20 protein-coding genes are annotated in these 20,602 nt (G+C 59.8%); 12 read left to right on the top strand and 8 right to left on the bottom strand.

Annotated elements, in window-relative coordinates; translation table 11 throughout:
• From AC6RA8_RS10870 to AC6RA8_RS10890, 5 genes are all read left to right on the top strand, one after another.
• On the top strand, positions 1-854 hold an 854-nt coding region (locus AC6RA8_RS10870), incomplete at its 5' end, for a sensor histidine kinase (RefSeq protein ID WP_500352757.1).
• Positions 855-937: 83 nt separating this feature from the next.
• Complete coding sequence (locus AC6RA8_RS10875; protein ID WP_500352758.1) at positions 938-1,912, top strand: metal ABC transporter solute-binding protein, Zn/Mn family; 975 nt, start codon at positions 938-940, stop codon at positions 1,910-1,912.
• A complete protein-coding gene (locus tag AC6RA8_RS10880) occupies positions 1,909-2,706 on the top strand; it encodes a metal ABC transporter ATP-binding protein (protein WP_500352760.1) in 798 nt (265 codons plus the stop codon). Before AC6RA8_RS10875 ends, AC6RA8_RS10880 begins: the two co-directional genes overlap by 4 nt.
• Before the next feature lie 3 nt (positions 2,707-2,709).
• Entirely contained in the window at positions 2,710-3,912 is a 1,203-nt protein-coding gene (locus AC6RA8_RS10885) for a metal ABC transporter permease (protein WP_500352762.1), read from the top strand.
• Positions 3,912-4,823 carry a metal ABC transporter permease gene (locus AC6RA8_RS10890; RefSeq protein WP_500352764.1) on the top strand — a complete coding sequence of 304 codons (912 nt, stop codon included), beginning with the start codon at positions 3,912-3,914 and terminating at the stop codon, positions 4,821-4,823. Before AC6RA8_RS10885 ends, AC6RA8_RS10890 begins: the two co-directional genes overlap by 1 nt.
• Positions 4,824-5,048: 225 nt before the next feature.
• On the opposite strand, the gene AC6RA8_RS10895 is transcribed toward AC6RA8_RS10890, so the two are convergent.
• Both AC6RA8_RS10895 and uraH read right to left on the bottom strand, forming a co-directional pair.
• Entirely contained in the window at positions 5,049-5,993 is a 945-nt protein-coding gene (locus AC6RA8_RS10895) for an MBL fold metallo-hydrolase (protein WP_500352766.1), read from the bottom strand.
• A gap of 127 nt (positions 5,994-6,120) precedes the next feature.
• Positions 6,121-6,480 carry a hydroxyisourate hydrolase gene (gene uraH, locus AC6RA8_RS10900; protein WP_500352768.1) on the bottom strand — a complete coding sequence of 120 codons (360 nt, stop codon included), beginning with the start codon at positions 6,478-6,480 and terminating at the stop codon, positions 6,121-6,123.
• Between the two features lie 62 nt (positions 6,481-6,542).
• On the opposite strand from uraH, the gene puuE reads away from it, so the two are divergent.
• From puuE to AC6RA8_RS10915, 3 genes are read left to right on the top strand one after another with little or no spacing between them, the layout of a single operon-like run.
• On the top strand, positions 6,543-7,964 hold the full coding sequence (gene puuE, locus AC6RA8_RS10905) for an allantoinase PuuE (RefSeq protein ID WP_500352770.1): 1,422 nt from the start codon (positions 6,543-6,545) through the stop codon (positions 7,962-7,964).
• Positions 7,961-8,770 carry a bifunctional allantoicase/(S)-ureidoglycine aminohydrolase gene (locus AC6RA8_RS10910; protein ID WP_500352772.1) on the top strand — a complete coding sequence of 270 codons (810 nt, stop codon included), beginning with the start codon at positions 7,961-7,963 and terminating at the stop codon, positions 8,768-8,770. The genes puuE and AC6RA8_RS10910 overlap by 4 nt, the downstream gene beginning before the upstream one ends.
• On the top strand, positions 8,757-9,248 hold the full coding sequence (locus AC6RA8_RS10915) for an ureidoglycolate lyase (protein ID WP_500352774.1): 492 nt from the start codon (positions 8,757-8,759) through the stop codon (positions 9,246-9,248). The genes AC6RA8_RS10910 and AC6RA8_RS10915 overlap by 14 nt, the downstream gene beginning before the upstream one ends.
• Before the next feature lie 75 nt (positions 9,249-9,323).
• On the opposite strand, the gene AC6RA8_RS10920 is transcribed toward AC6RA8_RS10915, so the two are convergent.
• Genes AC6RA8_RS10920 through AC6RA8_RS10930 form a run of 3 tightly spaced genes read right to left on the bottom strand, consistent with a single transcriptional unit; the run spans position 9,324 to position 11,891 of the window.
• Positions 9,324-10,085 carry an ABC transporter permease gene (locus AC6RA8_RS10920; protein WP_500352776.1) on the bottom strand — a complete coding sequence of 254 codons (762 nt, stop codon included), beginning with the start codon at positions 10,083-10,085 and terminating at the stop codon, positions 9,324-9,326.
• Positions 10,082-10,864: an ABC transporter ATP-binding protein gene (locus AC6RA8_RS10925; RefSeq protein WP_500352778.1), complete on the bottom strand. Its 783-nt coding sequence runs from the start codon at positions 10,862-10,864 to the stop codon at positions 10,082-10,084. The genes AC6RA8_RS10920 and AC6RA8_RS10925 overlap by 4 nt, the downstream gene beginning before the upstream one ends.
• Before the next feature lie 19 nt (positions 10,865-10,883).
• A complete protein-coding gene (locus AC6RA8_RS10930) occupies positions 10,884-11,891 on the bottom strand; it encodes an ABC transporter substrate-binding protein (protein ID WP_500352779.1) in 1,008 nt (335 codons plus the stop codon).
• Between the two features lie 195 nt (positions 11,892-12,086).
• Between AC6RA8_RS10930 and AC6RA8_RS10935 the strand changes: the two genes are divergently transcribed.
• A complete protein-coding gene (locus AC6RA8_RS10935; RefSeq protein WP_500352781.1) occupies positions 12,087-13,436 on the top strand; it encodes an aminotransferase class III-fold pyridoxal phosphate-dependent enzyme in 1,350 nt (449 codons plus the stop codon).
• A 75-nt stretch (positions 13,437-13,511) separates the two neighbouring features.
• On the opposite strand, the gene AC6RA8_RS10940 is transcribed toward AC6RA8_RS10935, so the two are convergent.
• On the bottom strand, positions 13,512-14,483 hold the full coding sequence (locus AC6RA8_RS10940) for an aminoglycoside phosphotransferase family protein (RefSeq protein ID WP_500352783.1): 972 nt from the start codon (positions 14,481-14,483) through the stop codon (positions 13,512-13,514).
• 307 nt (positions 14,484-14,790) lie between these two features.
• Between AC6RA8_RS10940 and AC6RA8_RS10945 the strand changes: the two genes are divergently transcribed.
• From AC6RA8_RS10945 to AC6RA8_RS10955, 3 genes are all read left to right on the top strand, one after another.
• Entirely contained in the window at positions 14,791-16,179 is a 1,389-nt protein-coding gene (locus AC6RA8_RS10945; RefSeq protein WP_500352785.1) for a cytochrome ubiquinol oxidase subunit I, read from the top strand.
• Between the two features lie 5 nt (positions 16,180-16,184).
• On the top strand, positions 16,185-17,195 hold the full coding sequence (locus AC6RA8_RS10950; protein WP_500352787.1) for a cytochrome d ubiquinol oxidase subunit II: 1,011 nt from the start codon (positions 16,185-16,187) through the stop codon (positions 17,193-17,195).
• Between the two features lie 120 nt (positions 17,196-17,315).
• Positions 17,316-18,524 carry a urate hydroxylase PuuD gene (locus AC6RA8_RS10955; protein WP_500352788.1) on the top strand — a complete coding sequence of 403 codons (1,209 nt, stop codon included), beginning with the start codon at positions 17,316-17,318 and terminating at the stop codon, positions 18,522-18,524.
• Between the two features lie 37 nt (positions 18,525-18,561).
• Here the strand turns inward: AC6RA8_RS10955 and AC6RA8_RS10960 are convergent, their stop codons facing one another.
• Together AC6RA8_RS10960 and AC6RA8_RS10965 are read right to left on the bottom strand one after the other, a co-directional pair.
• Positions 18,562-19,830 carry an adenylate/guanylate cyclase domain-containing protein gene (locus AC6RA8_RS10960; protein WP_500352789.1) on the bottom strand — a complete coding sequence of 423 codons (1,269 nt, stop codon included), beginning with the start codon at positions 19,828-19,830 and terminating at the stop codon, positions 18,562-18,564.
• A partial coding sequence (locus AC6RA8_RS10965; RefSeq protein WP_500352790.1) for a DNA recombination protein RmuC occupies positions 19,827-20,602 on the bottom strand: 776 nt, incomplete at its 5' end. The genes AC6RA8_RS10965 and AC6RA8_RS10960, both read right to left, overlap by 4 nt.

Here is a 20,602-nt window from a genome sequence, read left to right on the forward strand (position 1 = left end):
TCGTCAACCTGCGCCTGTGGGGCAACGTGCTGGGGTGGGGAGAGGCGGCATGGCTGATTGCCTGGATTGCGATTGTCGCGACAGCCGTGTTGGGGTTCTTGCTGTGGCGTTTGGTGCTACGCCCCGTCTGGGCGTTGGATCGTTATGCGCAAGAAGTGCGACGGGGAGCGCGGCCAGACGCGCCTACGCATCTTGGGACGCCCGAATTCATGGGTCTTGCCGCCAGCGTCATGGGCATGGGGGACAGCCTGCAAAGCCGTGCAGACAGTTTGCAAGTCTATGCGGATCACGTGACGCATGAATTGAAGTCACCGTTGACTGCAATCAGGGGTGCTTCGGAACTGCTGCAAGCTGGTGCGAGAGGTGAGGATGCCGAGGCATTGAACACGACAATCACCGATGCTGCGGCCCGCATGCAGAACCTTCTTGATGATCTGGCGCGACATGCGCGGGCAGCGGCATCCACGGGGCCGGGGGCCGTACGCGTGTCGGATGCGGTCGAGAACTTAGAAACCGGTGTGGCGCTGAGCGTTGAAGCAGATGGTGTCCTGCCAATAAGTGCGGATGATCTGAGGACGATCCTGACCCAGCTTGCCAGCAATGCGGCAGCTCATGGTGCGAACCGGCTGTCGCTGCGCGTGTCGGGTGCCGGACTGGATGTTTGGGATGATGGCCCGGGCGTCAGTCCGGGGAACCGGGATCGCATCTTTGATCCGTTTTTTACAACACGCCGCGAGGAGGGTGGCACCGGCATGGGACTGAGTATCGTGCGTAGCCTTGTGCAGGCACGCGGCGGACAGATCGCGTTGGAGGAAAGTGGCGAAGGCGCTCGGTTTTTAATCACGTTCGAGTGAGAGTGCCGTCCTATCCCGGCACGTTATTGCGAGTCATTCTCATTCTTATTGACTTCTTGAGAATGATTCTCATATTCACTCTTATGAGACAGAAAAACCGTTTCCCGCTCTCTCGTCGTGCTTTGCTGGCTGGTCTAGGCGCATTAGCTGTCACCCCCGCATATGCAGCATCCTCACCTCTCAACATCGTGGCCACGACCGGTATGATTGCTGATATGGCCCGGTCGGTTGGCGGTGATCAGGCGGTGGTCAAAGGCTTGATGGGAGCGGGCGTTGATCCGCACGCTTATCGCCAGACCCGCAGCGACATTGTTGCGATGACCCGAGCTGACGCGGTGCTGTGGCATGGGTTGTACCTTGAGGCGCAGATGGAGGATTTCTTTCTTGATCTGAGCCGCAAGAATGCAGTGCATGCTATCGCGGCGACATTGGATCCTGCTCTGCTGGTGGCGCACGAGGACTATGAGGGCCGTTTTGATCCGCATGTCTGGATGGACCCGGACCTGTGGGTGCAATGTGTACCTGCGGTGGTTGATGCGCTGTCTGATCTGCGTCCTGACGCCCGCGGCATGTTTGAGGCGAATGCAGCTTCATTCGTATCCGAGGCGCAGGCACTGTCTGTCTATGCTCGAGATTTGCTGACAAGTGTTCCCGCAGAACGCCGCGTGCTGCTGACGGCTCACGATGCTTTTGGCTATTTTGGCGCTGCCTATGATTTTGAGGTGATGGGCATTCAAGGGATTTCAACCGAAAGCGAAGCTGGTCTGAACCGCATCGGAGAGCTGGTCGATCTTCTGGTTGAACGTCAGTTGCCTGCCGTGTTCGTCGAAACGTCCGTGTCTGATCGCAACGTCCGTGCGCTGGTCGAAGGCGCCGCGGCGCAGGGGCATGAGGTGAATATTGGCGGATCGCTCTTCAGTGATGCCATGGGTCCGGACGGCACCTATGAAGGCACCTGGCTGGGCATGATCGACCACAACGTGACAACCATTGCCCGTGCTTTGGGCATTGATACGCCCGCCGGTGGACGGCTGGGCAAGCTGAAGGCTGCTGCATGAATATTGCCCTTGTAACCTCGCGGGATACTGACCTAGCCACGCGCGCAGCGAGCCCGCTGGCGGTGCGCGGGATGACGGTGTCCTACGGTCAGACGCCTGCGATCTTCTCGGTCGACATGACCCTGCGGGCAGGTGCGATGACGGCCATTGTGGGGCCAAACGGCGCGGGCAAGTCCACTCTGCTCAAGGCAGCCTTGGGTGTGATCACCCCTCTGGCCGGGTCGGTGACGGTGTTTGGTGAACCGATGGCAGAGATGCGAGACCGGATCGCCTATGTCCCACAACGGGCCAGCGTGGATTGGGATTTCCCGGTGCGCGTGATTGATGTCGTGATGATGGGCATGTACCGCAAGCTGGGCTTGCTGGGCCGGGTTCTTGGGCAACACAAGGCGCTGGCGCGGGACTGTCTGGATCGCGTCGGCATGGCCGACTTTGCGCATCGCCAGATCGGGCAACTCTCTGGCGGTCAGCAGCAGCGCGTGTTCCTGGCGCGTGCGCTGGCGCAAGAGGCAGATATCTATGTTCTGGATGAACCTTTTGCCGGAGTAGATGCCGCCACTGAGAAAGCGATTATCGCAGTTCTGCAAGGGCTTCGAGATGAGGGTAAGACCGTACTCGCGGTGCATCACGATCTGGCAACCGTGCCGGATTATTTCGACGATGTGCTTCTGCTGAACACACAGGTGGTGGCTGCCGGACCCGTGGCCGAGGCGTTTACCGAGGGCAACCTGCAATCCGCCTATGGCGGTCGTCTGACCACGGCACGGGCTGATCCGGAAAGCGTGGCGGGCTAGGCCATGCTGGCCGACGCGCTGCTTTTGCAGCTGGGCTACAACGCCACGCTTGTGACCATTGGGGCGGCCCTTTTGGGTATCGCTTCCGGCGTGGCGGGCACTTTCCTGTTTCTGCGCAAACGCGCCCTGGTCAGCGACGCGATTTCTCATGCCACTTTGCCCGGTGTCGGGTTGGCTTTCGTCGCCATGGTGGCGATGGGAGGCGAGGGGCGGTCGCTCTTCGGATTGTTGCTAGGGGCTGGGGTGTCAGCCGCTTTCGGACTGCTGTGCGTGCAATGGCTGTCGGACCGGACCCGATTGGGCGAAGACGCGGCCATTGGTGCTGTTTTGTCAGTGTTTTTTGGCTTTGGCATTGTCATCCTGACGGTCATCCAGACCATGAATGCAGGGCGACAGGCAGGGCTTGAAGGGTTCTTGCTGGGCTCGACCGCCGGCATGTTGCGCAGTGATGCGATCCTGTTGGCTGTCTCCGCTGCACTCGTGCTGGCGCTGGTCCTGATCTTACGCAGACCGCTGGGGCTGGCGGCCTTTGATCCGGGTTATGCTGAGGCGACAGGATGGTCGCTGCCGCGCATTGATCTGGCGATGATGGGGATCGTGCTGGTGGTGACTGTCGTGGGCCTCAAGGTTGTTGGGCTGATCCTGATCGTTGCGCTGTTGATCGTACCCCCTGTGACGGCCCGTTTCTGGACGGAACGGGCGGATCATGTGGTGATCATCGCAGCGGTGGTTGGAGGCGTGTCAGGCTATGTTGGTGCGGCAGGTTCGGCTGTTTCTCCAGCATTGCCGACAGGGCCAATCGTTGTATTGGTCGGCTTTGCCATCTTCCTGTTTTCCCTTCTATTTTCGCCGCGTCGTGGCGTGCTGGCCTCACTGCTTACACACCTTCGCTATCAGCGCAGGGTGCATGTCCGGCAGGGATTGTTGGCGCTGGCGCAGGGACAGCCAATCTACGAGGTGTTGACGCACCGCTTGCTGGTACGCGGAGGACTGATGCTACCCGATGGAGTGCCCACACCAGAGGGGCAGGCGGCGGCGTCGAAAGCGCTGCTGGATGAGACGCGGTGGGCCATTGTGCGGGGGGATCAGGCTTATGCCCTGGCGGCAACGCGATACGATGGTTTGACGCCGATCGAGGATGTCTTGACCCAGGATCAACTGACTGAAATCGATGGGAAAATCGGTGCGCCGCAGGTGGTGGCGTGATGGGGGCGGAGTTCGTTGCACTGTCCCTGCCTCCCATGGTGATTGGTGTGTTGGTAGCCGTGGCTTGCGCACTGCCGGGGAGCTTTCTGCTGTTGCGTCGACAGGCATTGATTGGCGATGCAATAAGCCATGTGGTGCTGCCGGGGATCGTTGTGGCATTTCTTGTCACAGGCATGGTGGCAACGGGTCCGATGCTGCTGGGCGCGGCTGCGGCTGCGGTGATTGCGGTGATTGCAATTGAGGCCGTGCGCCGTCTGGGCCGGATCGAGGCCGGGGCTGCTATGGGTGTTATTTTCACTGCCATGTTCGCAGGCGGGGTGCTGCTGTTGGAGCAGTCGGATACCTCCAATGTGCACCTGGACGTGGAACATGCGCTGTACGGAAATCTTGAGAGCCTGATCTGGCTGGATGCGACGGGGTGGGCCTCGTTGCTGGACCCGGCGGCGCTGGCTGGACTGCCTGTGGAACTACCGCGGATGCTGTTGGCGCTTGTTGTTATCCTGCTGTTTTTAGGAGTTTTCTGGCGACCGTTGGCGCTGTCCACCTTTGACGAAGAGTTTGCCCGCGGCCTTGGTATTCGCACCGGCCCTTTGGGTCTGGCGCTAGTGATCATGTCTGCCATCGCTGCCGTCGCGGCCTTTGATGCGGTGGGCTCGATCATCGTGATTGCCATGTTCATCTGCCCGCCTGCAGCGGCGCGGATGATGACAAACCGGTTGGGTCATCAGGTGGCGTGGTCGGTGCTGTTTGCGGCGCTGGCTGCGGTGCTGGGATATGTGCTGGCGGGGTATGGGCCGCTTTTGATCGGGGCGAACGCGTCGGTTAGCGCGGCTGGGATGATTGCGACCGTATCGGGCATCATTCTGGGCCTCGCCGCCATCGCCGGGCCGCACCGGACGCGCAACGGTTAACGGCTGAAACGGACGCAAAGTCGTCCAACCACGCATTAACGCCTTATTCTGTTGGAAAAAGCGGCTGCCACCCCCCGTGCAGCATCCGTACACCCCCTGTGCACCCCTTCGATGCCGTATGGCTTGATTTCGCGTGGTTAACGGGGCGTCCGGTGCTGAACGTTAACAGACCATAAATGCCCGCCCACCTGGGATGGCGGGCGCAGCGTTGTTTGCAAAACGGGATTAGCCGTATTGATGTCGTGCCGGCGTCCAGCGGTAGCCATCGCCTTTGGTTTCGAGATACCCAACCCCCGGCAGCGCGATATGTGATCCGCCGATCATCATGCCATCCGTGGCGATCATATCCATGGTTTTGAGCCGCGTTTCGCGCGCTTGATCCTGATCGGTGTCAAAGCCAATCGTCACCGCGGGCATGGCGAGTTGTACGGCGGGCACGTGTAGAAGATCTGCGACGATCAACAACGCGTCGCCATCACTTTCCAGCATCAGCCCGGTGTGGCCAACGGTGTGGCCAGGCAGCGGCACGGTGGTCAGACCGGGCGCGAGCGTCTCTTCTCCGGCGCCGAAGGTTTCGACCCGCTCGCCAAAGCTGGCGAGGGAGGTGCGTGCCAGATCAAAGGCTGATTTGAACGCGTCTGGGGCCTGGGCCTGAATGTCTTCGTTGGTCCAGAAATCGACGTCGGCACTGGCGACATGGAGGGTCGCGTTTGTGAACGGATTGCCGCCCTCAGCCACCGTGCCGCCAATGTGGTCGCCGTGCATGTGGGTGAAAATGACCGTGTCGATGGAGGCCGGATCGACGCCCAAGGCTTCCATGACCGAGGGCAGTTTGCCAAGCGTTGGCCCAAAGAGTGAGGCCGTGCCAGTGTCCACCAAGATCCGGCGATCACCGATATCGATCAGGAATGCGTTCACGGCACTGGGATGCCCTTCCGTTCCGATATTCGCCTGATCAAGGAGTGTTGCAAACTCTTCGGGTGTGACGCCGACCAGCGCTTCGGCTCCAATAGAGATGAACCCGTCAGACAGCACGTGCACGGTGGCAGAGCCCACAGTATAGCGCCGCGCGGCCACGAGTCCTGCGGCACCTGCCGGGGCCACGGACCACCCCATGGAGGCCAAGGCCGTTGCCATTCCGGCACCAAGTACAAATTCGCGTCTCTGCATGGAAATTCTCCCGATATTTGGAAAGACCCAAGTTGGGTCATGCAAAGCGTAGCAGCAATCGGAATGGTTGTGCAGCGGAGTTGCATCACCACGGCGTGATACTGCCATGTGCTGTCAACAGGGCCGATCAGCTGCCGCGATAGGTCGAATAGCCGTAGGGCGACAGCAACAGCGGCACGTGGTAGTGCGCCTCGTCATCCGTGATCCCAAAGCGGATCGGGATCTGGTCGAGGAACTTGACCTCGTCCGTGCTGAGCCCGTGTTGATCAAGGTAATCGCCGCAGAAAAAGATCAGCTCGTAATGGCCCTGTTTCATCTTGCCTTGTGGCAGGATCGGACTGTCGGTGCGGCCATCGGCATTTGTCTCGGCCTCGGCGATCTTTTTGTGGCTGTTGCCGGACACGCGATAGAGCGCGATCTTGATGCCTGCTGCGGGGACGCCCCGCGCAGTGTCGAGGACATGGGTGGTGAGGTATCCGGCTGCCATTGCATCCTGCCTTGTTTGGTCGCAAGTTGGAGGCATCTCACCTTGATTGTCTGGGGAAGTCCATGGCCGAGTTGCCACCGCGGTATCCGCGCGATTTTCATGGCCACGGGGCCGATAGACCGGATGCGGCGTGGCCGGGCGGCGCGCGCATCGCGGTGTCCTTTGTTCTGAACTACGAGGAAGGGGGCGAGAATTGCCTGCTGCATGGCGATGCGGCGTCAGAGGCGTTTTTGTCCGAAATTGTGGGTGCGGCTGCGTGGCCCGGGCAGCGGCATTGGAACATGGAGTCCATTTACGACTACGGCGCGCGCGCCGGATTCTGGCGGTTGCATCGCTTGTTCACCGAGGCGCGCGTGCCGGTGACCGTCTATGGCGTGGCGACCGCCTTGGCCCGTTCGCCTGCGCAGGTCGAGGCGATGCAGGACGCCGATTGGGAGATCGCGTCGCACGGGCTGAAATGGATCGACTACAAGGATCATTCAGTCGAGGACGAGGCGGCGGATATGGATGCCGCCATTGCGCTGCACACGCAAGTGACAGGGCAGCGCCCACGTGGCTGGTACACGGGCCGGTGTTCGGAGAACACGGTCTGGTTGGCGGCCGAGCGGGGCATGGACTGGATCAGCGACACCTATGATGACGATTTGCCTTATTGGGCGCGGGTGGGTGCGCGGGATCAACTGATTTTGCCCTACACGCTTGATTGCAACGACATGCGCTTTGCCACGCCGCAGGGATTTAATGCGGGTGACCAGTTCTTTGCCTACCTGCGGGATACCTTCGATGCGCTCTATGCCGAAGGGGCGGCGGGACGGCCCGCGATGATGTCCATTGGCCTGCACTGTCGCCTTGTCGGGCGGCCCGGTCGGGTGCAGGCGCTGCGCCGCTTCATCGAATACGTTCAGGGGCACGAGGGCGTTTGGTGTGCCCGGCGGCAGGATATTGCGGCGCATTGGGCCGAGGTTCATCCGCCCAAGCCTGAACGCGGGTGGATTCATCTGGATCGCGCCGCGTTTGTCGAGGCGTTTGGCGGTGTGTTCGAGCATTCGCCCTGGATTGCCGAAGGGGCCTTTGCGCTTGAACTTGGACCTGCCCATGACACCCCGCAGGGGCTGCACAATGCGCTCTGCCGGGTGTTTCGAGCGGCGTCGGAGGACAAGCGGTTGGATGTCTTGCGCGCGCATCCCGATCTGGCAGGTAAGCTGGCCGCGGCCAAGCGTTTGACGGCAGAGAGCACCGAAGAACAGGCAAGTGCGGGTTTGGATGCGCTAACAGACGAGGAACGCAGCAGTTTTGAGCGGCTCAATGTCGGCTACACCGAAAAGCACGGCTTTCCCTTCATCATCGCGGTCAAAGATCACGACAAGGCCGGCATTTTGCGGGCCTTTGAGCGGCGGATTGGCAATGAAACGGATGTTGAGGTGGCGGAGGCCTGCCGCCAGGTTGAACGCATTGCGCGGTTGCGGCTGGAGGCGATGGAATGACCTATGCCTTTCCCCCCGGCGGCTTGCCCAGCCAGAACGAGCACCCGGAAAGCACGGCCATCTTCACCGAAGCCTATGCTGTTATCCCCGCCTCGGTTCAGCGGGATATCGTCACCTCTTTCCTGCCGGGATGGGATGGCACGCGGGCCTGGATTCTGGCGCGGCCACTCAGCGGATTTGCTGAGACCTTTGCCCAATATGCGGTGGAACTGGCCCCGGAAGGCGGCAGCAACGCCCCAGAGCCCGACATGGATGCGCAAGCCATTCTGTTCGTGGCCCACGGCACGGCCCACCTAACGCTGGGCGCAGACCTGTATGAACTGCGCCCCGGCAGCTTTGCCTATATCCCACCGGGGGCGCGGTGGACGTTGTGGAACCGATCGGATCAAGTCTGCGGCGTGCACTGGATCCGCAAGAAATATGTCGGGGCCGAGGGGCTGAGCCTGCCCGAACCGGTGATAACCCACGACCTCGATGTACCGCCCGCGCCGATGCCCGACTGCGGCGATCTTTGGGCCACGCAGCGGTTTCTGGACCCGCTGGATCTGCGCTACGATTGCCACGTGAACATCGTGAACTTCCAGCCGGGCGGGCGCATCCCCTTTGCCGAGACGCATGTGATGGAGCATGGGCTCTATGTGCTGGAGGGTACGGCGGAATACCTGTTGAACAAGGATTGGGTGGCTGTTGGCCCCGGCGACTTCATGTGGCTGCGCGCCTTCTGCCCGCAGGCCTGTATCGCGACGGGCGACGGGCCGTTCCGCTATCTGCTCTACAAGGACGTGAACCGGCATGTCCCGCTCTGAGATCAAGGCGCAGCCCCTGACGGCAGAGGCCTTTGCCCTATTCGGTGATGTGCTGGATTGCACGGGTGAGCCCGACAAGATCATCAATGGAGGTATGTGCGGGCGCTATCACGACCGGGCGCAACTGGACTTTGGCGATGGCCAGGCAGGGATCAGCCTGTTCAACGCCGAACCGCGCAGCATGCCCTACTTGCTGGACCTGCTCGAGCGGCACCCGGACGGATCGCAATGCTTCGTGCCGATGTCAGAACACCCGTTTCTGGTGATCGTCGCCCCGGATGAAGGCGGCACACCCGGCACCCCACAGGCCTTCCTCACGGCCCCAGGCCAGGCGATCAACTTCCATCGCGGGACGTGGCATGGTGTTCTCACGCCCTTGCACGCACCGGGCCTCTTTGCTGTGATTGACCGGATCGGAGAAGGTGCCAACCTCGAAGAAGTGCACCTCGATCCGCCCTACACCATTTCTTCTGGCTGAAAATACCTCGGGGGAGCCGAAGGCGGGGGCAGAGCCCCAAGTAAATAATGTCGTCGCCGCAAGGCGGACTTTGGATCACGTCGGGTTGCGTTCGGCCCAGCCGGCAAAGGCTTTTTCCAACGCTACTACGACGTAGTAGAGGACGATCCCCATCAGCGCCAAAGCGATGAGAACTGCAAACATCAGCGGGTAATCTGCACTGATCTTGCCGCTGTCGAACAGGTGACCAAGGCCGCGGCCGTGGGGTTCCACGATCTCCATCAGGTTGGTACCGATGAAGGCGAGCGTGACGGCGACTTTCAGGGCGCCGAAGAACTCGGGCAGCGTTTTGGGCAGGGCGATTTTCCAGAAAATCGTAAACTTGGATGCGCCGAGGGAGGCGAGGATGTCGCGGTATTCGGGTTCGAGTGTCGACAGGCCGATACTGACCGACACGGCGATGGGGAAGAAGGAGATCAGGAACGCGATCAGGATCGTGTTCATGTCGTGCTGGCCGACGAACATCAGGGCGATGATGGGCACCACTGTCGCCTTCGGAATTGCGTTGAAGCCCACCAGCAAAGGATAGAGCGCGTCGCGCATTGTACGCGACAGACCCATGATCATGCCGAGGAAGACGCCGAAGACGACCGATAGCAGAAGGCCCACAACGGTGCGCCACAGCGTGTCCCAACCATACTCCAGAAACAGGCCTCGGAACTTCCAGAAGGCGGGCCAGATGTCGGAGGGCGAGGCCATTTTGTAGTTGGGCCAGCCGTTGACCCAGACGAGCCATTCCCAGAACAGGCCAAAAAGGATGAGGGCGGCGAGCGGCACGCCGATCTGGCGGAGGGTCATGCGGCGTCCCTTCCTTGGGCGATGCGGATTTGCTGGCGTAGAATGTTTAGCGCATCAGCGCTTTCGGGCGTGTATAGCATTTCGATGTCCCGCTCGCCTTGCAGGTGGACATGCATGACATACTGCGTCTTGGCGGGGCGACCGGACAGGACGATGACTTGATCGGCAAGGAAGATCGACTCGCGCAGGTCGTGGGTGATCAGGACGCCGGTAAAGGGTTCCTCGGCCTTGACCTTGTGCATGGTCTGCCAGAGGTCTTCGCGGGTGAAGGCATCGAGCGCGCCGAAGGGTTCGTCGAGGATCAGCACCTCGGGCTTGTGCACGATGGAGCGGCAAAGCGAGGCGCGTTGGCGCATCCCGCCGGACAGCTCTGACGGGCGTTTGTCTTCGAAACCGGACAAGCCGACGAGGTCGAGCAGGTGCCGCGCGCGTTCCTCCTGTTCGCGTTTGGACATACCGGTCGAGACGATTTCAAGCGGCAGCATCACGTTCTGCAGTATGGTTCGCCATTCGAGCAGAACAGGGTTCTGGAAGGCCATACCGACAGTGGATTTGGGGCCTTTGACCAGGTCGCCGTGCAACCAGACCTCGCCCTCGTCCGGCTTCATCAGCCCGGCGACCAGCCGTGTCAGGGTGGACTTGCCGCAGCCAGAGGGGCCGACGACGGCGGCAAAGCCGCCTTCGGGCACGGACAGTTCCAGTCCGTCCAGCACCGGCAGCGGGCCGGACGGGGTTTTGTAGGCGTGGCGCACGCCCTTGATGTCGATGAGATTGCTCATAGGGGCGTGCGCTGTCTTCTTACTGGAGTTTCCGAGCGTCTGCGGCGGGCAGATACGCGTCGGTGAAGTACAGGCTGGCGTCAGGCGCGTTCTGGAACTCGTAGGTTTCGGCCAATTGCTCCAGCGCCGTCGCCATGCGGGCGGAATCCACTGCACCCATGCCGTTTGCCTCAACCGCGTCCGTCAGCACGTTGGCGTCGATGGCCAGTTGCAGGCGACGTTCCTCCAGCGCTGCGTCGGCGGCGGGGTTGCGCTCGACCAGGCTCTCAATTGCCTTGGCCGGGTCTGCGATAGCATCTTTCCAACCGGCGGCGACGGCGGTCAGGAAGCCTGTCACAATCTCGGGGTTGGCGGTAGCGAAGTCGGTGTTGGCGATGATCGCGTTGCCGTAGAGCTCAAGCCCATAGTCGGCCATCAGGATGGTCGAAATGTCGTCTTCCGGCACGCCGAGGCGCACGAGGTTCAGGAAGGACGAGAAGGAAAAGCCGGTGACGGCGGCCACGTTGCCTTCGGCCAGCATCGGTTCGCGCGTGGGGAAGCCGACGGGTTCAACCGTGATCTTGTCCACGTCGAGGCTGTTTGCGGTGGCAAAGGCCGGGAACTGTGCCCATGCGCCATCGGGGGGCGGGGCGCCTAGCACTTTCCCTTCGAGGTCCTTGGGCTCGGACACACCCAGCGACTTGCGGCCGACGACGGCGAAGGGTGGTTTGTCATAGACCATCATCACGGCGGTCACGGGCGCGCCGGGGTTCTGGTCGAGGAATTTGACGAGGCTGTTGATGTCGGCAAAGCCCATGGGGAACGCGCCTGAAGCCACTTTCGGGATCGCGTCGAGCGAGCCTTGGCCTGCCGAGATTTCCACGTTCAGGTCGGCGGCACCAAAGTGACCGTTGTCGATGGCGGCGAAATAGGGGGCGGATGGCCCTTCGAATTTCCAGTCGAGTGCAAAGGGCACTTGTGTTTCGGCCATGGCGGCGCCCGCCAGTGCGGCGGTCGCAGCAAAGGCGGCGAGGGTACGTTTGAGCATAGGTTTCTCCCAGGTGGTGACCGCGTGACGTTAGGGGCTGGTGTTCCGGGACGGAACGGATGGCCCCGCGCCACGTCGTTTTCTCTGGGCCGAGACTGTGCGGTGTGCTGAAAAATTATGCAAATGCTTTCGATCTGCATTGTGCGGGCGTTCGGTTCATGGCCTTGTGGTGGTGAACCCAGAGGGAGGCCCGAGATGAAAGACGACAATTTCCTGCGCGCCAACAATGCCCGCCACATGTGGCACCCGATGGGCCATCCGGGCGAGGCGATGGCCCATGCGCCGACCATCATCACCGGTGCCGAAGGGTCTGTGATCGAGGATATTGACGGCCACAAGACCGTCGATGCTGTTGGGGGGCTGTGGTGCGTGAACCTTGGCTATTCCAACGATGCCGTGAAAGACGCGATTGCCAAGCAACTTTATGATCTGCCCTACTATTCCGCCTTCTTTGGTACGTCGAACCCGACGGCGATTGAAGCGTCCTATGCCGTGCGCTCGTTCTTTGAGGCGGATGGCATGGCGCGGGTGTTCTTTACGTCGGGCGGGTCGGATTCGGTTGAGACATGCCTGCGTCTGGCGCGTCAGTATCATCGCATCAAGGGCGAGCCGGGGCGGACCAAGTTCTTGTCGTTGAAGAAGGGCTATCATGGCACGCATTTTGGGGGTGCGTCGGTCAACGGAAACAACCGGTTCCGCGTGGCCTATGAGCCGCTGATGCCGGGCTGTTTCCACCTGCCATCGCCCTATCCCTATCGCAATCCGTTTGATGAAACGGATCCGGCGACGCTGGCCCAGAATGTCGCTGCGGCGATGGAGGATGAGATCCAGTTTCAAGGGCCGGGCAGCATTGCCGCATTTATCATGGAGCCCATTCAGGGCGCTGGCGGTGTCATCGTTCCGCACAAGACCTTCATGCCGCTGATGCGCGAGATTTGTGATCGACACGGCATCCTGATGATCGCGGACGAAGTGATCACAGGTTTTGGCCGCACGGGTGATTGGAGCGGGTCGCGCCACTGGGGTGTGAAGCCTGACATGATGAGCTGTGCCAAAGGCATCACCTCGGGTTACTTCCCCGTAGGTGCTGCGCTAATGAGTGAGGCGGTGGCCGACGTTTTCGAAAAGGCAGATGCAGATGGCGCGATTTTCCATGGCTACACCTACTCGGCGCATCCAGTGGGGGCCGCGGCAGTGACGGCCTGTTTGGAGGAGACGCTGCGCCTTGATACCAAGGCAAATGCAGGTCCGCGCGGCACGCAGTTGTACGAGGGCTGCGTGGCCTTGATGGAGAAATACGACGTTGTCGGTGATGTCCGTGGTGGGCACGGGTTGATGACGGGTGTGGAACTGGTCAGCGACCGGGCGTCCAAGACCCCGCTGGACGCGGAGGCGATGAAGCGCATGCACAAGGCCACCTATGAAGCTGGTGCGATGGTGCGGATCGGGGGCAACAACATCATGATGTCGCCCCCGCTGGTGGTGACAGAGGATGAGATTGCTCAAGTGCTGAGCGCATTGGATGCGGGGCTGGCAGCGGTTTGATCAGCCCTGGCTAGAGTTGTCTGGCAGGTGATGAAGGTCTGGTTTGGGCCAAAATTGGGCATTGGTTAAATCCACCTACATGCCGCTTTGAAAGGTAATCAATAAACGCTGTCGAAATGCGTCGAATTTTTTGCGTTGGAAATCGGTCTTAGAGTATCGCTCACGTGTGATGCTCAACCAGTCAATTAGTAACCTTGCTCGGATACTGAAATCCAATACATCCAGATTTATCGGGTGGCGGTACAATTTGAAGAACATTTCTTTATTGTATTTTAGAATACCACTCCGGTCGACATCAATTGATTCACCATTGCGGAACACGTCGATTTTCAAAAAATCAACTATGTCATAGATTGCAAGTTTTTCCTTCGCTTCCGTGAAGTCTAACCCATAGACGTGTCCTGCATCTATTATGAGATTGCGGCCATGGAAATCACCGTTGGAAAAGACTTTCAAGTCACTGACACCATCGATCTTCAGAGCATCCTGGTGCAGTTGTTCTATCATTGGCTCATATTCTTCAGGCAAGGCCTGAGGGGTCGATGAGCTCGTGATCGCGGCCAAATTTTCAAACATCCATTGGTACCAAAAACGCTCTTGCGTTGGTTCCGCAAAACTGTGCAGCACATGCAACCACTCACCTGACCTGCGGTAGATTTGACCAGCGCGATTGTCTTGTTCAAGTTCGCGGATTGCGTCCGTTGCAGTTTTTCGACCAATGTATTCCGTAACAAAAAACTTCCCGCCCGGAGAAAGGTAAACAGGTTTGACTACTGAAACACGTTTGTGTGGTTCGAAGTGAGGATGAAGGCGAGACAGAACCTCGTACTCATTTTTTAATCGATTGGTTTTGTGGGATGTTAAGTCCAATTTTAGCGCGAAACGTTGGCCTTCAACCTCCACCATAAAAACCTGACGTAATTTTGGAAAGTCAGCGGATCTGTAGATACAGGCAAAAACAAATTTGGAGCGAGGAAATCTGGCTTCAATGAACTCTCCGATGAACTTCTTAACAAGGCGATCATCATAGTTGAGTAGGTTGAACATTCTGGCTTTCTAGACGGAGCATTGCTTTGATTTTTTTGTTGTATTTCTGACGGCTCAGCCTAAGCGAAAAATACCGCGTTTGGAATGTTCACTTCGCGCCGAAAGCCACCATTTTCTTGTCCCAACGGTCTCGCCGGCACCTGACTTCCGCCCGCTTTACAACACGGACGCCCCAAACTGCGGCAACCTTGTGTGACAAAACGCGCAGGCGCACCCTGTCGCACCCCCGCTGATCTGAAGCGTGCGGCTTCTATATGTCGCTCAAGACCAAACACGTAACCGTTTTTTTCTTGAGCGGAGACTTCGCATGGACACCCTCATGCTGTCCCGAATTCAATTCGGGGCCAATATCTCGTTTCACATCCTGTTTCCGACGATCACGATTGCCCTGGGCTGGGTGCTGTTGTTCTTCAAGCTGCGCTTCAACGCGACGGGCGATGCGCGCTGGATGGAGGCCTATCGGTTCTGGGTCAAAGTATTTGCCCTGTCCTTTGCCATGGGTGTCGTGTCGGGCATCACCATGTCGTTCCAGTTCGGCACCAACTGGCCCGGGTTCATGGAAACAGTTGGGAACATCGCGGGACCCCTTCTGGCCTACGAGGTGATGACCGCCTTTTTTCTTGAGGCCGTATTTCTGGGCATCATGCTGTTCGGCTTTTCCCGCGTGCCGGGGTGGCTTCACACTCTGGCGACGTTCCTTGTGGCCTTTGGCACCACCATGTCGGCCTTCTGGATCCTTGTGCTGAACAGCTGGATGCACACGCCGCAAGGGTTCGAGATGCGCGATGGCGTGGCCCATGCCACCAGCTGGTTCGAGATCATATTCAACCCGTCCATGCCTTATCGCCTAAGCCATATGCTGTTGGCGTCGGGCCTGACTGTGGCCTTCCTGATCGCGGGGCTGAGCGCCTTCCGTTGGTTGCTGGGCGATCGGAGCAAGAGCGTGCACGTGACGCTGAAAACCGGTGTCTACTTGGGTGCATTACTGATCCCGTTGCAAATCTTCATGGGCGACATGCACGGTCTGAACACACTGGAACATCAGCCGCAGAAGGTGGCGGCGATGGAGGGGAACTGGGACACCCAGTCCCATGTACCGCTCCTGCTGTTTGCTATCCCGGACGAGGAAGCGCGTGAAAACCGCATGGAAGTGGCCATTCCAAACATGGCCTCGATCATTCTCAAGCACAAAGCCGACGGTGTGGTGCCCGGTCTGAACGACTTTGTCACCGAAGAGGGCGAAGTGATGCACCCGCCGGTTGCCCCCGTTTTCTGGTCCTTCCGCATCATGGTCGGCACAGGCTTTGCCATGCTGTTCCTGAGCTGGGGTGCTGCCATCCTCATGCTGCGCAAACGGCGCGGACCCGAGGGCGTGCCGAAGCTGATGATGCTTGCCATGGTGCCGATGGCCTTTTCGGGCTGGGTGGCGACGCTGGCAGGTTGGTATACGACCGAGATTGGGCGTCAGCCCTGGCTGGTGCAGGGCGTTCTGACCACCGAAATGGCCGTGGCGGACGTGCCGGCACCCTTTGTTGGCACCACGTTGGGCGCGTATCTGATGATCTATGCCCTGTTGCTGGCCGCCTATATCGGCGTGCTCTTCTTCCTGGCGCGCAAGGCTGTGGACGGTGATGTCCCACGGCCCCGCACACCGTTGTCTGGTCACGCGGTCACCCGCGAAATTCCTGCGGAGTAGAACGGATGGAACTTTTTGGCGATCCGGCGGTCTGGCTGCCTTTCACCTTTGCAGCGCTCATGGGCATTTCGATCCTGGTCTATGTGGTCCTTGACGGCTTTGACCTGGGCGTCGGCGTTTTGTTTCCCTTCGCCACGGACGAAGAAAAGGACATGATGGTGGCGTCCATCGGTCCGTTCTGGGATGCGAATGAAACCTGGCTGGTGCTGGCCATCGGCCTGTTGCTTGTGGCCTTTCCGACGGCCCACGGCACGATCCTGACAGCGTTGTACTTGCCCGTGGCGATCATGCTGATTGGGTTGATCCTGCGCGGCGTGGCGTTTGAATTCCGGGTCAAGGCACCCACCCCGCACAAGGCCACATGGAACTGGCTGTTCTTCATCGGCTCGCTGATGACGTCGCTGAGCCAGGGCTTCATGCTGGGCAAATATGTGATGGGGTTGGAAAGCACGCTGGGCACATGGGCCTTTGCCATGATCACCGCGGTGTTCCTGACGGTGGCCTATTCCATGATCGGCGCCTGCTGGTTGATCATCAAGACCGAGGGCATCCTGCAGGGCAAGGCCGTGGATTGGGCCAAGGGCGGTATCTGGGGCCTTGTGCTGGGTCTGGGCGCCGTTTCGTTGGCCACACCGCTGGTCAGCACACGCATTTTCGACAAGTGGTTCAATTTCCCTGAGATACTGCTGCTGGCCCCGCTGCCGATCCTGTCTGCGGTCATGGTGATGATGCTGTGGCGGTCGTTGCAGAAGCTGCCGAATGCCACCGATGGCGGGGCGAAGGGGCCATTTTCTTATGCCATCACCCTGTTCATTCTGGCGTTCAGCGGCCTCGCCTATTCCTTCTACCCCTATGTCGTGCCTGAAATGCTGACGATCTACGAAGCGGCGAGCGCGCCCGAGAGCCTGATGATCATCCTTGTCGGCGCCATTGTCGTCATTCCGATGATCGGGGGATACACGGCGCTGGCCTACTGGGTGTTCAAGGGCAAGGCGTCGGAACTGCGCTACGACTAGGCTTTCTTCTGGCCAAAAATACCTCGGGGGAGGCGCGCCGCGCCGGGGCAGAGCCCCAGCCCCCTTTCGTATCCCGCGCGCCCTGTCTAGTTTGGCGCTCGGGAACGAAAGGACGCCAACATGTACGACTTCGCTGCCATGGGCGCGTGGCTTGAATTTGCAGTGCGCTGGCTGCACGTGATCACGGCCATCGCTTGGATCGGGTCGTCCTTCTATTTCATTGCACTGGACCTTGGATTGCACCGAGACCGCAACCTGAAAAGCGGGGCGGATGGCGAAGAATGGCAGGTGCATGGCGGTGGTTTCTATCACATCCAGAAATATTTGGTGGCGCCCGACAACATGCCTGACGGCCTGATCTGGCATAAATGGCAAAGCTACTGGACCTGGATCAGCGGATTCATCCTTCTGGTGCTGGTCTATTACCTGGGGGCCGAGTTTTACCTGATCGATCCGAATGTGATGGAGCTTGCCACGTGGCAGGCGGTAGGCTTGTCGCTGGTATCGCTGGCGGCCGGTTGGGTGATCTACAACACACTTTGCAAGGTCTTTGTGAACGCGGATCAGACGGTGCTGATGGTGGCGCTATTTGGTGTGCTGGTGGCAATGGCCTGGTTCTATACACAGGTGTTCACGGGGCGCGCAGCGCTGCTGCATCTGGGCGCCTTCACCGCCACGATCATGTCGGGCAACGTGTTTTTCATCATCATCCCGAACCAGAAGATCGTGGTGGCCGACCTGATGGCAGGCCGCACGCCCGACGCGATCTATGGCAAGATCGCCAAGCAACGCTCGACCCACAACAACTACCTCACCCTGCCGGTGATCTTTCTGATGCTGAGCAATCACTACCCGCTGGCCTTTGCCAGTGAGTGGAACTGGGTGATCGCGTCCCTTGTCTTCCTGATGGGCGTTACGATCCGGCATTGGTTCAACACGCATCACGCGCGCAAAGGCAATCCGCATTGGACTTGGGGCGTGACAGTGATCTTGTTCATCCTCATCGCATGGCTGAGCGTTGCACCATCCGGTGAACGTGAGGCGGCGGTGATGACACGCTTTGCGCAAGCCGAGGGGTTCACGGATGTGCATGACATCGTGTTGGGCCGGTGCAGCATGTGCCACGCGGCCGAGCCCGGCTGGCCAGGCCTGCACTGGGCGCCCAAAGGGGTCGTGCTGGAAACCGAAGCGGACCTGACGCGCAATGCGCGCGCGGTTTACCTGCAATCAGGCGTCAGCCACGCAATGCCACCGGCCAACCTCAGCTATATGGAAGACGAGGAACGGGCGGCCATCGTGGCGTGGTATCGTGCTGCGATCGACGGGTAAGGCGGAGGTGCCCTCCGCCGCTTCTGGGCGGTGATACTCACCGTAAGGCGGAGGTGTCCTCCGCCGCTGCCGCGGGTATTCCCCAGGCCGAGATCGTTTCCTGCCGTCCGGGCAACACCAACGATGGAAAGGCTTGCCAGCCCGGGCCGACGTTCTCCAACCCATTCATAACCGCGTCTGAGATCAGCAGCGTCACGCCTTGTGTCTTCGTCGCGGTCTCGAGCCTAGCCGCAACATTCACGGCATCGCCCAGAACGGTGTATTCCAACCGCCCCTCATCGCCGACGACACCCACAAACACTTCGCCCAAATGAATACCGATGCCCAAACGCACATCGTCGATATGCTCAAGTAGGTCATGGGCAAACGCGACAGCGCAGGTAGCGGCGTCACCATGGCTATCGTCAAAAACCACCATCGCCCCGTCGCCGACAAATTTGTCCACGATGCCACCCGTCGCATCCGCCGACTTCGAAATATGGGCCCGGTAACGGGCCAGAAAGGCGGACAGGTCCGGTGCGCTCATGTTTTCGGCCATGGAGGTGAAGCCGCGGATATCCACAAAGAGAATGGCCATCCGCTGTTGGTGGCCTTCACGCATGGCGTCGATCCCGCGCGCAGAAAGCTGGTCATTCAACTCGGACGGCAGAAAGCGGGTGAGTTGCCCGCGTGCCTCGGCTTCGTCGATCGAGCGACGAAGCAGTGCGCGAATACGCATGGACGCCAGAACCAACACCATTGCCGCCAAGGCGATCATGACGATGCGCACGAAGTTCGGCGGCCACCCAAAGAGAAAGATCAATCCCGCGCGCGCCTCGGCCTCGGTTGCCAGAAAGGGGATCGTCAGGATGGCAGCGAAGCCGACGACCAGCACCAATGACATGCAGGCCAGAAGCGCGGGATTGAACCGCAGCGCGCCACAGGCCAGCACGACAGGGATCAGCCAGAAGGTTGGAAAGGCAGCAACAAACTGCCCGGACAGGCCCATGTTTGACAGGCTGAGCCATGACCCCAGAAGAATGAACACGCAGTCGATCAGCGCCGACGGCCATGCCATCCAGGCCCTGAACTGGCCCGCACGGATCACGAAGATGATGACAAGGCCCAGAATGAAGTAGCTCGCCATTGTCATCGCGGCATAGACAAGCTGCACTTCCAACGCTTCGGAGTCGGGCAGTCCCGTGAACCAGACGGTCGCGAATAGAACAACGGCCAAGGATGTCGAAATGATCAGACGCAGTATGCCGATGTACCACTCGGCCTGTGCTTCGGCCTCGAAAAAGATGCGTTGGGCCTGTGGGGTCATTCCGCGGCAGGTGGGCGGTTGTTCAATGCGAGTGTGCTTTGGTCATCAAGCTCTTCGAAGTCGAAGTTGTCGAGGCGATTGGCGCGTTTGCCAGCCTTCTCGGCGCTGATCTTGATATCTTCGATGTCCTTTGAGGCCTGTGAAAAGTGTCGATCGAGATTGCCAACGCGCGTGCCAAGCCGGTCCACATCGGCAACGAGCATCGACAATTCCTTGCGGATGGCCCCGGCCTGTTCGCGCATCCGCGCATCCTTAAGAATCGCGCGCATCGTGTTCAACGTGGCCATGCAGGTGGTTGGCGACACAATCCAGACCCGCTTGTCGAACCCTTCCCGCACAAGGTCGGGGAAGTTGGCGTGCAGCTCAGCATAGACCGCTTCGGACGGCAGGAACATCAATGCGCCGTCCGCTGTTTCCCCGTCGATGATGTATTTTTCCGAGATATCCGCAATGTGCTTCTTCACGGCCGTTTTCATCAATGCGACGGCCTGTTTTAGTTCATGATCAGTCTCGGCCCGCCGTAGGGCTTCGTAAGCCTCCAGCGGGAACTTTGAATCGATAACAATCGGCCCGGGCGGGTTCGGCAAATGCACCATGCAATCGGCCCGCTTGCCGTTCGAAAGTGTCGGTTGCCACGCATAGCTGTCGTTGGGCAGGGCCTTGCCCACGATGTCACGCAGCTGGATCTCTCCGAACGCGCCGCGGGTCTGTTTGTTTGACAGGATGTCCTGCAGGCTGAGCACATCGCCCGACAGCTTGGTGATATTGTCCT

This window comes from Tateyamaria sp. (assembly GCF_059783535.1).

What these genes read in the sequence shown, in the direction of transcription:
- AC6RA8_RS10890 (WP_500352764.1), top strand. Translation starts at nt 3,912, where the DNA reads ATGGGGGCGGAGTTCGTTGCACTGTCCCTGCCTCCCATGGTGATTGGT.
- AC6RA8_RS10925 (WP_500352778.1), bottom strand. Translation starts at nt 10,864, where the DNA reads ATGAGCAATCTCATCGACATCAAGGGCGTGCGCCACGCCTACAAAACC.
- AC6RA8_RS10940 (WP_500352783.1), bottom strand. Translation starts at nt 14,483, where the DNA reads ATGTTCAACCTACTCAACTATGATGATCGCCTTGTTAAGAAGTTCATC.
- AC6RA8_RS10875 (WP_500352758.1), top strand. Translation starts at nt 938, where the DNA reads ATGAGACAGAAAAACCGTTTCCCGCTCTCTCGTCGTGCTTTGCTGGCT.
- AC6RA8_RS10895 (WP_500352766.1), bottom strand. Translation starts at nt 5,993, where the DNA reads ATGCAGAGACGCGAATTTGTACTTGGTGCCGGAATGGCAACGGCCTTG.
- AC6RA8_RS10910 (WP_500352772.1), top strand. Translation starts at nt 7,961, where the DNA reads ATGACCTATGCCTTTCCCCCCGGCGGCTTGCCCAGCCAGAACGAGCAC.
- AC6RA8_RS10920 (WP_500352776.1), bottom strand. Translation starts at nt 10,085, where the DNA reads ATGACCCTCCGCCAGATCGGCGTGCCGCTCGCCGCCCTCATCCTTTTT.
- AC6RA8_RS10955 (WP_500352788.1), top strand. Translation starts at nt 17,316, where the DNA reads ATGTACGACTTCGCTGCCATGGGCGCGTGGCTTGAATTTGCAGTGCGC.
- AC6RA8_RS10945 (WP_500352785.1), top strand. Translation starts at nt 14,791, where the DNA reads ATGGACACCCTCATGCTGTCCCGAATTCAATTCGGGGCCAATATCTCG.
- AC6RA8_RS10915 (WP_500352774.1), top strand. Translation starts at nt 8,757, where the DNA reads ATGTCCCGCTCTGAGATCAAGGCGCAGCCCCTGACGGCAGAGGCCTTT.
- AC6RA8_RS10950 (WP_500352787.1), top strand. Translation starts at nt 16,185, where the DNA reads ATGGAACTTTTTGGCGATCCGGCGGTCTGGCTGCCTTTCACCTTTGCA.
- AC6RA8_RS10930 (WP_500352779.1), bottom strand. Translation starts at nt 11,891, where the DNA reads ATGCTCAAACGTACCCTCGCCGCCTTTGCTGCGACCGCCGCACTGGCG.
- AC6RA8_RS10880 (WP_500352760.1), top strand. Translation starts at nt 1,909, where the DNA reads ATGAATATTGCCCTTGTAACCTCGCGGGATACTGACCTAGCCACGCGC.
- AC6RA8_RS10935 (WP_500352781.1), top strand. Translation starts at nt 12,087, where the DNA reads ATGAAAGACGACAATTTCCTGCGCGCCAACAATGCCCGCCACATGTGG.
- uraH (WP_500352768.1), bottom strand. Translation starts at nt 6,480, where the DNA reads ATGGCAGCCGGATACCTCACCACCCATGTCCTCGACACTGCGCGGGGC.
- AC6RA8_RS10960 (WP_500352789.1), bottom strand. Translation starts at nt 19,830, where the DNA reads ATGACCCCACAGGCCCAACGCATCTTTTTCGAGGCCGAAGCACAGGCC.
- AC6RA8_RS10885 (WP_500352762.1), top strand. Translation starts at nt 2,710, where the DNA reads ATGCTGGCCGACGCGCTGCTTTTGCAGCTGGGCTACAACGCCACGCTT.
- puuE (WP_500352770.1), top strand. Translation starts at nt 6,543, where the DNA reads ATGGCCGAGTTGCCACCGCGGTATCCGCGCGATTTTCATGGCCACGGG.